General features: G+C 60.7%; 11 protein-coding genes and 1 pseudogene. 3 read left to right on the top strand and 9 right to left on the bottom strand.

Annotated elements, in window-relative coordinates; all coding sequences use genetic code 11:
* The first annotated feature begins 168 nt into the window (after positions 1 to 168).
* Positions 169 to 591 (top strand): phasin family protein, encoded by a 423-nt coding sequence (locus tag M0746_RS23695; protein WP_208939077.1) that lies wholly within the window; start codon positions 169 to 171, stop codon positions 589 to 591.
* Between the two features lie 10 nt (positions 592 to 601).
* A pseudogene (locus M0746_RS23690) lies at positions 602 to 1,496 on the top strand (phasin family protein).
* A 301-nt stretch (positions 1,497 to 1,797) separates the two neighbouring features.
* Here the strand turns inward: M0746_RS23690 and M0746_RS23685 are convergent.
* The 9 genes from M0746_RS23685 to argS form a co-directional block, all read right to left on the bottom strand.
* Positions 1,798 to 2,418 carry a TetR/AcrR family transcriptional regulator gene (locus tag M0746_RS23685; RefSeq protein ID WP_090280368.1) on the bottom strand — a complete coding sequence of 207 codons (621 nt, stop codon included), beginning with the start codon at positions 2,416 to 2,418 and terminating at the stop codon, positions 1,798 to 1,800.
* Between the two features lie 30 nt (positions 2,419 to 2,448).
* Positions 2,449 to 4,131 carry a class II poly(R)-hydroxyalkanoic acid synthase gene (phaC, locus tag M0746_RS23680; protein ID WP_258450785.1) on the bottom strand — a complete coding sequence of 561 codons (1,683 nt, stop codon included), beginning with the start codon at positions 4,129 to 4,131 and terminating at the stop codon, positions 2,449 to 2,451.
* 139 nt (positions 4,132 to 4,270) lie between these two features.
* Positions 4,271 to 5,125 carry a poly(3-hydroxyalkanoate) depolymerase gene (gene phaZ / locus M0746_RS23675; protein WP_258450784.1) on the bottom strand — a complete coding sequence of 285 codons (855 nt, stop codon included), beginning with the start codon at positions 5,123 to 5,125 and terminating at the stop codon, positions 4,271 to 4,273.
* A gap of 94 nt (positions 5,126 to 5,219) precedes the next feature.
* A complete protein-coding gene (gene phaC / locus M0746_RS23670) occupies positions 5,220 to 6,899 on the bottom strand; it encodes a class II poly(R)-hydroxyalkanoic acid synthase (protein WP_258450783.1) in 1,680 nt (559 codons plus the stop codon).
* Positions 6,900 to 7,157: 258 nt separating this feature from the next.
* Positions 7,158 to 7,529: a DUF971 domain-containing protein gene (locus tag M0746_RS23665; RefSeq protein ID WP_258450782.1), complete on the bottom strand. Its 372-nt coding sequence runs from the start codon at positions 7,527 to 7,529 to the stop codon at positions 7,158 to 7,160.
* Positions 7,530 to 7,605: 76 nt separating this feature from the next.
* The gene (gene hslU, locus M0746_RS23660) at positions 7,606 to 8,943 is read right to left on the bottom strand and encodes an ATP-dependent protease ATPase subunit HslU (protein ID WP_090280386.1); all 1,338 of its coding nucleotides are present in this window, start codon (positions 8,941 to 8,943) and stop codon (positions 7,606 to 7,608) included.
* 55 nt (positions 8,944 to 8,998) lie between these two features.
* Positions 8,999 to 9,529 carry an ATP-dependent protease subunit HslV gene (gene hslV, locus M0746_RS23655; RefSeq protein WP_090280391.1) on the bottom strand — a complete coding sequence of 177 codons (531 nt, stop codon included), beginning with the start codon at positions 9,527 to 9,529 and terminating at the stop codon, positions 8,999 to 9,001.
* Positions 9,530 to 9,762: 233 nt separating this feature from the next.
* A complete protein-coding gene (locus M0746_RS23650; protein WP_203420403.1) occupies positions 9,763 to 10,479 on the bottom strand; it encodes an SPOR domain-containing protein in 717 nt (238 codons plus the stop codon).
* 1 nt (position 10,480) lies between these two features.
* A complete protein-coding gene (argS, locus tag M0746_RS23645; RefSeq protein ID WP_258450781.1) occupies positions 10,481 to 12,217 on the bottom strand; it encodes an arginine--tRNA ligase in 1,737 nt (578 codons plus the stop codon).
* Between argS and M0746_RS23640 the strand changes: the two genes are divergently transcribed.
* Positions 12,216 to 12,338 carry a hypothetical protein gene (locus M0746_RS23640; protein WP_258450780.1) on the top strand — a complete coding sequence of 41 codons (123 nt, stop codon included), beginning with the start codon at positions 12,216 to 12,218 and terminating at the stop codon, positions 12,336 to 12,338. The two genes, argS and M0746_RS23640, sit on opposite strands and share 2 nt — an antisense overlap.
* Positions 12,339 to 12,396 lie beyond the last annotated feature (58 nt).

The raw sequence follows: 12,396 nt of genomic DNA, 5'->3' as shown, positions 1-12,396 counted from the left end.
CAGATTATCCGTGACTGACAAACCGCTTTCGCGAGCAGGCTCGCTCCCACATTTGTTTAGAGTTGCTCCCGCTGGTTAGGGTGCCCTTTCTAATTTTTCTACCTACTTTGTGCCTGAGCCCGACACTCGTCCGGCAGTTCCTCAAACCTTCTGCGCGTGAGGTGCACCATGGCCAAAGTTATTTTGAAGAAAAAAATCGACGCTTCGACTTCGACTCTGAGCGACGTCCGATCCTATGCCCGCAAGATCTGGCTGGCTGGCCTGGGTGCCTACGCCAAGGTCGGGCAAGAGGGCAGCGAGTACTTTCAGGAGTTGATCGAAGCCGGTCAAGCTGTTGAAAAGAAAGGCAAAAAGGCTGTCACCGAAAAACTGGTCGCGGCCAACGTCGAGATCGACGAAGCCGCCACTCAAGTCAGCTCCTTCAAAGGTCGCGTCGAGGTTCAACTGGACAAGGTCGAGAAGGCCTTCGACAGCCGCGTAGCAAGCGCCTTGAATCGTATCGGCATTCCGTCTAAACATGACGTTGAGACACTCTCTGCTAAGCTCGATGAGCTGACGGCATTGCTCGAACGCGTCGCGCGTAAATCTTAAGGAGAACGGGATGGCTGGTAAAAAGAACACCGATAAAGAAAGCAGCTCGTGGGTCGGGAAGGTCGAGTCGTACTCCCGCAAAATCTGGCTGGCGGGTTTAGGCGTGTACTCGAAGATCGACACTGACGGCAGCAAGCTCTTCGACACATTGGTCAAAGACGGCGAGAAAGCCGAGAAGCTCACCAAGTCCGCGGTCGGCAAGAAAGTCGAGGACTCGACCTCTTCGGCGAAGTCGCGCATCAGCGGCGTGAAAGATCGCGCAATGGGCAAGTGGGACGAGCTGGAAGGGGCTTTCGACAAGCGCCTGAACAGCGCGATTTCACGTCTCGGTGTGCCGAGCCGCAATGAGGTCAAGGCGCTCAACGCCAAGGTCGATACGCTGACTAAACAGATCGAAAAACTCACCGGTCTGAAAGCCCAGCCTGTAGCGGCGAAAACCGCTGCGGCGAAACCTGCAGCCAAGACTGCGGCGGCCAAGCCTGCGGCGAAAACTGCGGCAAAGCCACTGGCGAAAGCAGCAGCCAAACCTGCAGCGAAAGCCGCCGCCAAACCGGCAGCGAAAACGGCCGCCGCCAAGCCAGCAGCTAAAGCTTCCGCCAAACCGGCGGCCGCTAAAGCCGCGGCGAAACCAGCAGCCAAACCTGCGGTTAAGGCGGCAGCGAAACCTGCGGCCAAACCAGCCGCGAAAGCCGCTGCCGCCAAGCCAGCCGCCAAGCCAGCTGCGGCGAAAAAAGCCTGCGGTGAAAAAACCGGCTGCACCGAAAGCCGCTGCGCCAAAACCGGCCGCTGCTGCATCGACTGCTCCAACCGCTCCGGCCAATGCGGCGAACTCCGCTGCGGCACCCACGGCAGCAGCCACCCCGACTCCGGCATCGACTCCGTCGACGCCATCCAGTCAGTCCTGATTCATCAGGGCAAAACAAAACGCCCGGCCTGTGAAGGTCGGGCGTATTTGTTTGTGCATTCCAAGTCTGCCCTCACCCCAGCCCTCTCCCGGAGGGAGAGGGGGCCGACCGCGGTGTCTTGCGTTATACATCGACCTGAAAAATCCAGTCGATTATGGATTTGCCAGGCGCATTCAACAGCCGATTGTGGATTCAACGAAGCTCGCTCAGGTCGGCGTACCTCTTGAGCATCCCCCTCTCGGTCCCCTCTCCCTCTGGGAGAGGGCTAGGCGGGCGGCGTTCCGATGAGGGGCTTTTGCCGTCAGTCATGATCCTCAAGATACTGCAGCGCCATCCGCTCCGTCGCGACCTTCACCGGCGGCAACAGATGCGGCGCCACCAGCATCATGATCTGATACACCACCAACCGCACCTCACCCTCACGATCGAGAATCCGCTGGTAATCCAGGGAAAACAGCAGCGTCAGGGTGATCTGCTCCACCAGTTGTCCCAGCGCCTGCGTATCGCTGACAAGCTGCCCGGCGGCCTTCAACCGCGCCAGCAATGACGCCAGTGTGCGCTTCAACGCGTTGAGCAGATGACGTATGCCCTTGGCCAGTTTCGGCAGGCGCCCGGCGAGGTTCGACAGGTCCTGGAACAGGAACCGGTATTGCGCCAGGCGCTCGACGATCAGGTGCAGAAACAGCCAATAATCCTCCGGCGCCAGCTCCACGTCCGACGGCGGATCGAGCAGCGGTGCCAGTTCCTGCTGGAAGCGTTCGAACAAGCCAAGTATCAGCGGTTCCTTGCCATGGAAGTGGTAGTAGAGGTTGCCGGGGCTGATCCCCATTTCATTGGCGACCTCCATGGTCGAAACGTTCGGTTCGCCCTTTTCGTTGAACAGGTGCAGCGCACATTCGAGAATCCGGTCGCGGGTTTTCATCCAGTCTTCTTAGAAAAATGTCGTTGAACGTCAGCGCACTCGCACGTAGGTACCGGGTGCGGCTTCCATCGGCGGATAGTTGGGGTTGCCCAGGGTCATGCGGGTTTCGTGCTGCGCGCCCGAGCGCTGTTGAATCCATTCCAGCCACTGCGGCCACCAGCTGCCGTCGACACGTTTGGCGTCGTAGTACCAGGCGCGCGGGTCGCTGCTCATTCTGGCGTTTTCGACGTAATTGGCTTTCGGATTGCTCGGCGGATTGAGGATGCTCTGCACATGGCCACTGTTGGACAGCACGAAGCGCTTGTCGCCACCCAGCAGCAGGGTCGAGCGATACACCGCGTCCCACGGCGTGATGTGGTCGTTCATGCCGGCGACGCTGAAGCTGTCGACATTGACCTTCTGCAGATCGATCGGCGTGCCGCACACTTCCAGCCCGCCGGGATGGGTCAGCGGGTTGTGTTTGAAAAAATCCAGCAGATCGCCGTGCAGCGCTGCCGGCAAGCGTGTGTTGTCGTTGTTCCAGTAGAGAATGTCGAAGGCCGGCGGCTCCTTGCCCAGCAGGTAGTTGTTGACGAAGTAGCTCCAGATCAGATCGTTGGGGCGCATCCAGGCGAAGACCTTGGCCATGTCGCGACCGTCGAGCACACCCTGCTGATAGGAGCGCCGCTTGGCCGCTTCGAAGGTCTGTTCATCGACGAACAGCGTGGCCGGGGTTTCGATCTGGCTGTCGAGCAGGCTGACCAGATAGGTTGCGCTGGCAACACGTCGCAGCTGCCGCTTGGCCTGCAGATGCCCTTGCAGCGCGGCGATGGTCAAGCCGCCGGCGCAGGCGCCCATCAGGTTGACCTCGCGGGCGCCAGTGATCGCCCGGCAGATGTTCATCGCCTCTTCCACGGCCTCGACGTAGCTCGACAGGCCCCATTCGCGATGACGCACATCCGGGTTGCGCCAGCTGATCATGAAGGTCTGCAAGCCGTTTTTCAGCGCGTACTGAACGAAGCTGTTGTGCGGGCTGAGGTCGAAAATGTAGTACTTGTTGATCTGCGGCGGCACCACCAGCAGCGGCTTGGCGTACTGCTTTTCGCTCATCGGCCGGTACTGGATCAGTTCGAGCATTTCGTTGCGAAACACCACCGAGCCGGTGGTGGTGGCAACGGTCTTGCCGACTTCGAATGCCTGCCGGGTGACCTGACGTGGCAGGCCATCGTTGTGCAGCAGATCGTCGAACAGATGGCTGAGGCCGCGCACCAGACTGTGGCCGCCGGAATTGAACAGCTCCTTGACCGCCAGCGGATTGAGCAGCGTGTTGGACGGTGCCACGGCATCGTTGAGCAGGGTGAAGAGGAATTGCGCGCGGGCGCGGTCTTCCGGGCTCATGTCGCTGTCGTCGATCCAGCTCTTGACCTGCTTCTGCCAGGCCAGATACGCCTGCAGGCTGCGCCGATAGAACGGGTTGAGGCTCCAGGCCGGATCGGCAAAACGGCTGTCGTTGGGATGGGTCGGGTGCACGGTTTCGCCGAGCAGCACGCGGCCCAATTGACCGCCCAGTTTCAAGGCATGCTTTGCCGTGTGCACCGGATTGCGCAAGCCATGGGCGGCGACGCTGCGCAAGGTCGAGAGCAGGTCGCGGCCGCGCAGGCCGGTGATCGCATTTTGTGCGTTGATAAACACGGCGGGGCTGGGCACCACGCCCGTCGCTGGTTTGTCGCGCATGACTCAACACTCCTTCGTCTTCAGGGCAAAAACAAACTCACCGAACCAGAACACCATAGACGCTGTTACGGGTTGCTGCCTGCGCGGCGTCCTGCCGCGCACTTGTGGGTAAAGCCCTGCATAAAGCCTGCCGCTGCGTTTAGCCGCCGAGCGGCGTTGGATGCGGATGCATCACCGCGCGCTGACGTTCCTCCTGGAGGAATTTCATGATGATCGGCGCCACGGCTTCGGCGCGGGTGATCAGGAACAGATGACCGTCATCGATGATGTGCAGCTGCGCATTGGGAATTCGCCAGGCGAGCATGCGCATGTTGATCAGCGGGATCAGCGGGTCGTCATCGCCGGCCAGCACCAGCGTCGGCTGATGGATCTTGTGCAGCCAGTGAATGCTGGTCCAGCCGAGGCCGGCGAACAGTTGCCAGTAGTAACCGAGCTTGCCCGCCGAACGCACTTTCGCCGCATGGCTGGCCGCCAGCGTCGGGTCGCGCCGGAATGAGCCGCCGTAGATCATCGGCGCGATGCGAATCACGTGGGACGGCTGAATGTAGCGCCGCGGACTGGCCATCATCCACAGCACTTTCGGTTTGCCCGGCACCATCACCGCACCGGCGGCAGTGGCCGCCAGCACCAGTTTCTTGCAGCGCTCGGGGTAGTCGTAGGCGAACTGCTGCGCCAGCGCGCCACCCCACGACACGCCGATGACGTTGACCTGACCGTAGTCGAGGTAATCGAGCATCCGCGCCGTCAGTTTGGCCAGACCGGGAAAGCGATACGGCCGGTTCGGCGTCGAGGAACCGCCGACCCCGGGAACGTCGAAGGCGATCACTTCCAGATCCGGGTCCAGCGCCGCGACGAACGGAAACACCAGCTCCAGGTTGGCGCCGATGCCGTTGAAAATCAGCAAGGGCGTCAAGTGCGGCTTGCCGGGACGCACCGCCGTGCGAAGGGTCTGGCCATCCAGATCGACGGTGCGGAATATGAACGGTTGCGGCATGGGTCAAACCCTTCGGGTCAGTTGGGAGCAGCTGCAAGCCGCAAGCTTCAAGCAGAACCCGCTCAGCTTGTCGCTCTCAGCTTGACGCTTGCCGCTATCTTTCATGTACATAAGTGCCCGGCGAAGCCTCGCCCGCCGGATACGCCTTGTTGCCCAGTTTCACCGGGGCCTTTTTCAGGTTGCCCGAGCGCTCGGCCAGCCACGCCTGCCAATGCAGCCACCAGGAATCGGTGTGCTTGGTCGAGTTCTCTTGCCATTCATCGGCATTGGCAGCCATTTCTTCACTGGTCATGTAGCGCGATTTCGGATTGCCCGGCGGATTGAGAATGCTCTGGATATGGCCGCTGCTCGACAGCACGAATTCAACTTTTCCGCCGAACAGCTGCGCCGACTTGTAGCAGGACTTCCACGGGGTGATGTGGTCGTTGGTGCCCGCCAGCGAAAAGATGTCAGCGGTGACCTGCTTGAGGTCGATCGGCGTGCCGCACACTTCCAGTGCGTTGGGGCGGATCAGTGGATTGTTTTTGAACATCTCGATCAGGTCGCCGTGGAACGCCGCGGGCAAGCGCGTGGTGTCGTTGTTCCAGAACAGAATGTCGAACACCGGCGGCTCGTTGCCGAGCAGGTAGTTGTTGACCCAGTAGTTCCAGATCAGGTCGTTGGGGCGCATCCAGGCGAAGACCTTGGCCATGTCCTTGCCTTCGAGCACGCCGGCCTGGTACGAGTGGCGCTTGGCGGTTTCCAGAGTCTGCTCGTCGACGAACAGGGCGACGTCGCTGTCCAGGGTGGTATCGAGCACGCTGACCAGCAGAGTCAGTGAGTTGACCTTGTTTTCGCCGATCGCCGCGTAATGGCCGAGCAGGGCGGTGCAGGTGATGCCGCCGGAGCAGGCGCCGAGCATGTTCACGTCTTTGCTGCCGGTGATCGCGGTGACCACGTCGACCGCTTCTTTCAGCGCCTCGATGTAGGTCGACAAGCCCCACTCACGCTGGGCCTTGGTCGGGTTGCGCCAGCTGATGATGAAGGTCGGCACGTTATTGCGCAGGCAGAAACGCGCCAGGCTCTTGTCCGGGCTTAAATCGAATACGTAGAACTTGTTGATCTGCGGTGGCACCACCAGCAAGGGCCGTTCGTGGACCTGCTCGGTGATCGGCCGATACTGGATCAGCTCCAGCACATCGTTGCGAAACACCACCGCGCCTTCGGTCACGCCGAGGCTCTTGCCGACCTCGAACGCACCCATGTTGACCTGGCTCGGCATACCGCCGTTGTGCACCAGATCCTTGGCCAGATGCGAGAGGCCATCGAGCAGGCTCTTGCCGCCGGTTTCGAAGAAACGCTTGACCGCCGCCGGGTTGGCCGCGGTGTTGGTCGGCGCCATGGCCTCGGTCATCAGATTGATGACGAAGTGGCCACGGGCGATATCTTTGGGGGTCAGGCTGCTGTCGTCGATCCAGGCATGGAGCTCCTTGCGCCAGGCCAGATAGGTTTGCAGATAACGTTTGTAGAGCGGGTTCTGGCTCCACGCCGGATCGGCGAAGCGACGGTCGTCACCGGCCGGTTGCAGTTCGGATTTGCCGAACAGCACGTTCTTCAGCTCAAGGCCGAAATGGGTCACGTGTTTGACACTATGGATCGGTTGTTTGATGGCCTGTTTCAGCACCATCCGAGCAGAGGCCAGCAGATCCTTTCCGCGTAGCCCAACGACGGGATTAAGCCCCAGGGTGTTTTCCGAGGCTTGATACTTCAGGTCATCGTTATTCTTGTTACTCATCTACGACGCTCCATTGTCCTGAGACGAGTACCCGGTTTATTGCTGTGCAGTTCCACAGCCAATGCCAGGTACTACTGCTCGGGTGACCGTTGATTCTGCATAGCTGCTTTACAGTCGTAGAGCATTGCAGGGAACTTGCCAGCTCCATTGGTTACCCGAGTTTAATTTTTTTCGCAAGCAGGCCGATCCTCGGCCATACAGCGGAGCATTCAAACAGATGAAGTTAGAAAATGCCCTCTAATGAGCGCAAGGCTCGGGCTAGAGCATCAGCTTGACGAACGACTCGTTCGGATCGCGGGTTTTTCCAGCGGCACGCAACTCGGCGAGATAATCGTCCCAGAGTTCTTTTTGGCGTTTGCCGAGTTCGTAGAGGTATTCCCACGTGAACAAGCCGCTGTCATGGCCGTCATCGAAGGTCAGTTTCAGTGCGTAGTTGCCGGCCGGTTCCAGCTTGCTCAAACCAACGTTGAGCTTGCCGAATTGCAGGATCGGTTTGCCGTGGCCCTGGACCTCGGCGGAGGGGGAATGCACGCGCAGGAATTCGGCGGGCAGGGTGAATTCTTCACCGGACGCGTAGGTGAGCGTCAGGGTTTTCGAGGCTTTGTGCAGTTTGATGTCGGTAGGAATCATAGGAGAAGCCTTTGGCTGCTAGCTACAAGCGGCAAGCTTAACTCAGCTTGCCGCTTGTAGCTTGTAGCTCGCCGCTTTACAGAATGTAGCGGGACAGGTCTTCGTTCTGCGCCAATTCGCCCAGGTGGCTGTTGACGTATTCGGCGTCGATCAGGATCGGCTTGTCGTCATGGGCGCTGGCCAGATCGCCGGCACTGAACGATACCTCTTCGAGCAGACGCTCAAGCAGCGTGTGCAGGCGACGGGCACCGATGTTCTCGGTCTTTTCGTTGACCTGCCAGGCGATTTCCGCCAGACGCTTGATGCCTTCCGGCTGGAACTGGATATGCAGCCCCTCGGTTTTCAGCAGGGCGCAGTATTGCTCGGTGAGCGAAGCGTGCGGTTCGCTGAGGATGCGCTCGAAGTCTTCCGGGCTCAGCGCCTTGAGTTCGACGCGGATCGGCAGACGGCCTTGCAGTTCCGGGACCAGATCGCTCGGCTTGCTCAGGTGGAACGCGCCGGAGGCGATGAACAGGATGTGGTCAGTCTTGACCATGCCCAGCTTGGTGTTGACGGTGCAGCCTTCGATCAGCGGCAGCAGGTCGCGCTGCACGCCTTCACGGGACACATCGGCACCGCCGACGTTACCGCGCTTGGCGACTTTGTCGATTTCGTCGATGAACACGATGCCGTGCTGCTCGACCGCTTCCAGCGCTTTGGCTTTCAGTTCTTCTTCGTTGACCAGACGTCCGGCTTCTTCGTCGCGCACCAGTTTCAGCGCTTCCTTGACCTTGAGCTTGCGCGACTTCTTCTTGCCTTTGCCCATGTTGGCAAACAGCGATTGCAGCTGATTGGTCATCTCTTCCATGCCCGGCGGCGTGGCGATTTCGATGCCGGACACTTCGGCGACTTCGATCTCGATTTCCTTGTCGTCCAGCTGACCTTCACGCAGACGCTTGCGGAACAACTGACGGGTATTGGAATCGCTCGCCGGTGCTTCTTCATTGCTGAAGCCCATGCGTGCCGGTGGCAGCAGCGCGTCGAGGATGCGGTCCTCGGCTGCGTCTTCGGCGCGGTGGCGCACGCGGGTCATTTCCTGCTCGCGGAGCATCTTGATCGCCGCGTCAGCCAGATCACGGATGATCGATTCGACGTCGCGGCCGACGTAGCCGACCTCGGTGAATTTGGTCGCTTCGACCTTGATGAACGGCGCGTTGGCCAGTTTTGCCAGGCGACGGGCGATCTCGGTTTTACCGACACCGGTCGGGCCGATCATCAGGATGTTCTTTGGCGTCACTTCAACGCGCAGCTCTTCAGGCAGCTGCATGCGGCGCCAGCGGTTGCGCAGGGCAATCGCGACGGCGCGCTTGGCATCGTCCTGGCCGATGATATGGCGATTGAGTTCGTGGACGATTTCGCGGGGAGTCATGGACATAATAATTGACGGTCCTCAAGCACAAACAAGCCGTGGCACAAAGGCCGCGACAGGCTTATTCGGCGAGATCCTGCTCCTCAATGGTCTGGGTGTGGTTGGTGAATACACAGATGTCGCCGGCGATGCCGAGTGCGGTCTCGACGATCTCGCGGGCCGACAGGTCGGTCTTTTTCAGCAGGGCGCTGGCCGCGGCCTGGGCGAAAGCGCCGCCCGAACCCATAGCGATCAGGCCGTCTTCGGGTTCGACCACGTCACCGTTGCCGGTGATGATCAGCGAGGCATCCTTGTTGGCGACCGCGAGCATCGCTTCGAGGCGGCTCAGGGAGCGGTCGGTGCGCCACTCTTTGGCCAGTTCGACAGCGGCGCGGATCAAGTGGCCCTGATGTTTTTCCAGCTGGCCTTCGAAACGTTCGAAGAGCGTAAAGGCGTCGGCAGTGGCACCGGCAAAACCGGCGATGACCTGGCCGTGGTACAGGCGACGGACTTTTTTCGCGTTGCCTTTCATCACGGTATTGCCGAGAGAAACCTGGCCGTCGCCGCCCATGACGACTTTGCCGTGACGGCGGACTGAAACGATGGTGGTCAAGGGAAGAGTCTCCACACAGCGGGGCGAAAGTGCCTTATGCCCATTCATATGGGGGTGCTGAAAGGGATTTCAACCTTGGTGCGGGAGAGGGGACGAGCGGTGTCAGTCAACTGATCGTTCCCACGCTCCGCGTGGGAATGCAGCCCGGGACGCTCCGCGTCCCTTTGCTGCCGGGGACGCAGAGCGTCCCTTGAGGCATTCCCACGCAGAGCGTGGGAACGATCAGCGGCGAGTCAGCGGCTCTGGCGTTGTTGTAACAGCAGGTTGCTGAAGCCGGCGCCGGCCAGTTGTTTCTGCGCGGTGGTCAGCTGTTCGCGGTTGCTGAACGGGCCAACCAGAACGCGGTACCAGGTTTCGTCCTTCACCGTGCCGGACTCAACTGCCACGGCCTGGCCCAGCAGAATGATCTGCGCGCGGACCTTGTCGGCATCAGTCTCTTTGCGGAACGAGCCGGCCTGCAGAAAGAACTTGGTCACCGGCGCCGCTTTGCTTACCGGTGGCGCGGGTGGCGGAGTAATCCCGGCCAGTGCAGCCTGAGCGCGCGCGGTGTCGATCTTCGCCGCTTCCGCCGGGGTGACCGGCGTGGTCGGGATCGCCGGCACTTGCGGCGTCGGCAGGGTCTTCTCCGGCACGGCATCCGGCGGCACGATCACTTCCGATTCCGGCAGCAGCGTGTAGAAGTCGTACTTCGGCTTGACCGGTTGCGTCGGGCTCGGCGGGGTCTTGTTGGCTTCGGCGATTTTCGTCGCTTTCTGCTGTTGCGCCTGCTCGACTTTCTCACGCTTGACCGTGTCGCTGCCCTTGCCCGGCTCCAGCTTCATCAAAAACACGATGAACGCGCCGACCGTCAGACCGATGGCCATCCACAGCCAGCCCGGAATCGGTTGCTTCGCCGGAGCCTGATAGCGGCTGGCGCCGCGCTTGGGTGCAGGTTTTTTCTTGGCAGCCAACTTACATACGCTCCAGAGTTTCCAGACCCAACAGCTCCAGGCCTTGCTTGAGGGTGCGACCGGTCAGTGCGGCCAGACGCAGACGGCTCTGCATTTGGGCCGGGGTGTCGGCGGCGAGGATCGGGCAGTTTTCGTAGAAGCTGGAGAACAGGCCGGCAACGTCGTACAGGTAAGTGCAGAGAATGTGCGGCGTGCCCTTGTCGGAGACGTTGTTGAGCACTTCGCCGAACTGCGCGAGTTTCGCCGCCAGCTCCAGTTCATGCTCCGCTTCGAGGACGATCTGGCCGTCGACTTCGCTGAAGTCCTTGCCCAGTTTGCGGAACACACCGGCGACGCGGGTGTAGGCGTACAGCAGGTACGGTGCGGTGTTGCCTTCGAAGTTCAGCATCAGGTCGAAGTTGAAGCTGTAGTCGCTGGTGCGGTGCTTGGACAGGTCAGCGTATTTCACCGCGCCGATGCCGACGACTTTGGCGATGTTGCGCAATTCGTCTTCGGCAAGCTGCGGGTTTTTCTCTTTGACCAGGTTGTAGGCACGTTCCTGCGCTTCGGTGAGCAGGTCGATCAGCTTCACGGTGCCACCGTCACGGGTCTTGAACGGACGGCCATCGGCGCCGTTCATGGTGCCGAAACCCATGTGCTCCATTTCCATCGGATGGGTGACGAAACCGGCCTTGCGCGCCACGGCGAAGACTTGCTGGAAGTGCAGGGCCTGACGCTGGTCGACAAAGTACAGCGCACGATCGGCTTTCAGCTTGCCACTGCGGTAGCGCACGGCGGCGAGGTCAGTGGTGGCATAGAGATAACCGCCGTCCGCCTTGACGATGATCACCGGCAGCGGGTCGCCATCGGCATTCTTGAACTCGTCGAGGAACACGCACTGCGCGCCGTTGCTCTCGACCAGCATGCCCGCGGCTTTCAAGTCGTTGACCACATTGATCAGGTCATCGTTGTAGGCGCTTTCGCCCATCACGTCGGCCATGGTCAGTTTGACGTTGAGCAGTTCGTAGATCTTCTGGCAGTGCGACAGCGAGATGTCCTTGAACCGGGTCCACAGCGCCAGGCACTCGGCATCGCCGGCCTGCAGCTTGACCACCAGACCGCGGGCGCGGTCGGCAAATTCTGCGGACTCGTCAAAACGCTGTTTGGCGGCGCGGTAGAAGTTTTCCAGATCGGACAGCTCGTCGCTGGTGATCGGGTTTTCCTGCAGATAGGCCATGAGCATGCCGAACTGCGTGCCCCAGTCGCCAACGTGGTTCTGGCGGATCACTTCGTCGCCGAGGAATTCGAGGACGCGGGCCACGCCGTCGCCGATGATGGTCGAGCGCAAGTGGCCGACGTGCATCTCTTTGGCCAGGTTCGGCGCCGACAGGTCAACCACGGTGCGCTGCGCCGGGCCGGCCTTGCGCACGCCGATATGGGCGTCAGCCAGCGCGGCATCGAGACGGTTGGCCAGCGCCTGGGTGTTCTGAAAGAAGTTGATGAAGCCCGGGCCGGCGATTTCCGCCTTGGTGACGTTCTCGTCCGCCGGCAGCGCGGCGATGATTTTTTCCGCCAGATCGCGCGGTTTCATCCCGGCCGGTTTGGCCAGCATCATCGCGATGTTGCTGGCGAAGTCGCCGTGAGTCTTGTCGCGGGCGTTTTCCACTTGAATCGCCGGCGACAGGCCTTCAGGCAACACACCTTCGTTGACGAGTTGGGTGAGGGCTTGTTGGATCAGCTGGCGAATGGTGTCTTTCATGGTCTTCTCTTTCGACCGCAAGCGCGGCGGGCGCATCGGTGCGCGGGTGGAAAAACTGGGCATTATCCGTGGCGGAGCCGGGCTTGCCAACCTTAGCAGGCCGGTTGTGGATATGTGGTGACAAAAACTCTGCTTTCGCGAGCAGGCTCGCTCCCACAGGGGGCAAGCAGGACGCAAAA

Origin of the sequence: Pseudomonas sp. S11P7 (assembly GCF_023195435.1) — a bacterium.
In the GTDB taxonomy this organism is placed as follows: domain Bacteria; phylum Pseudomonadota; class Gammaproteobacteria; order Pseudomonadales; family Pseudomonadaceae; genus Aquipseudomonas; species Aquipseudomonas fluorescens_G.
Note: the sequence above shows the minus strand (reverse complement) of the source record. Positions and strands in the feature narration are given on the sequence as shown.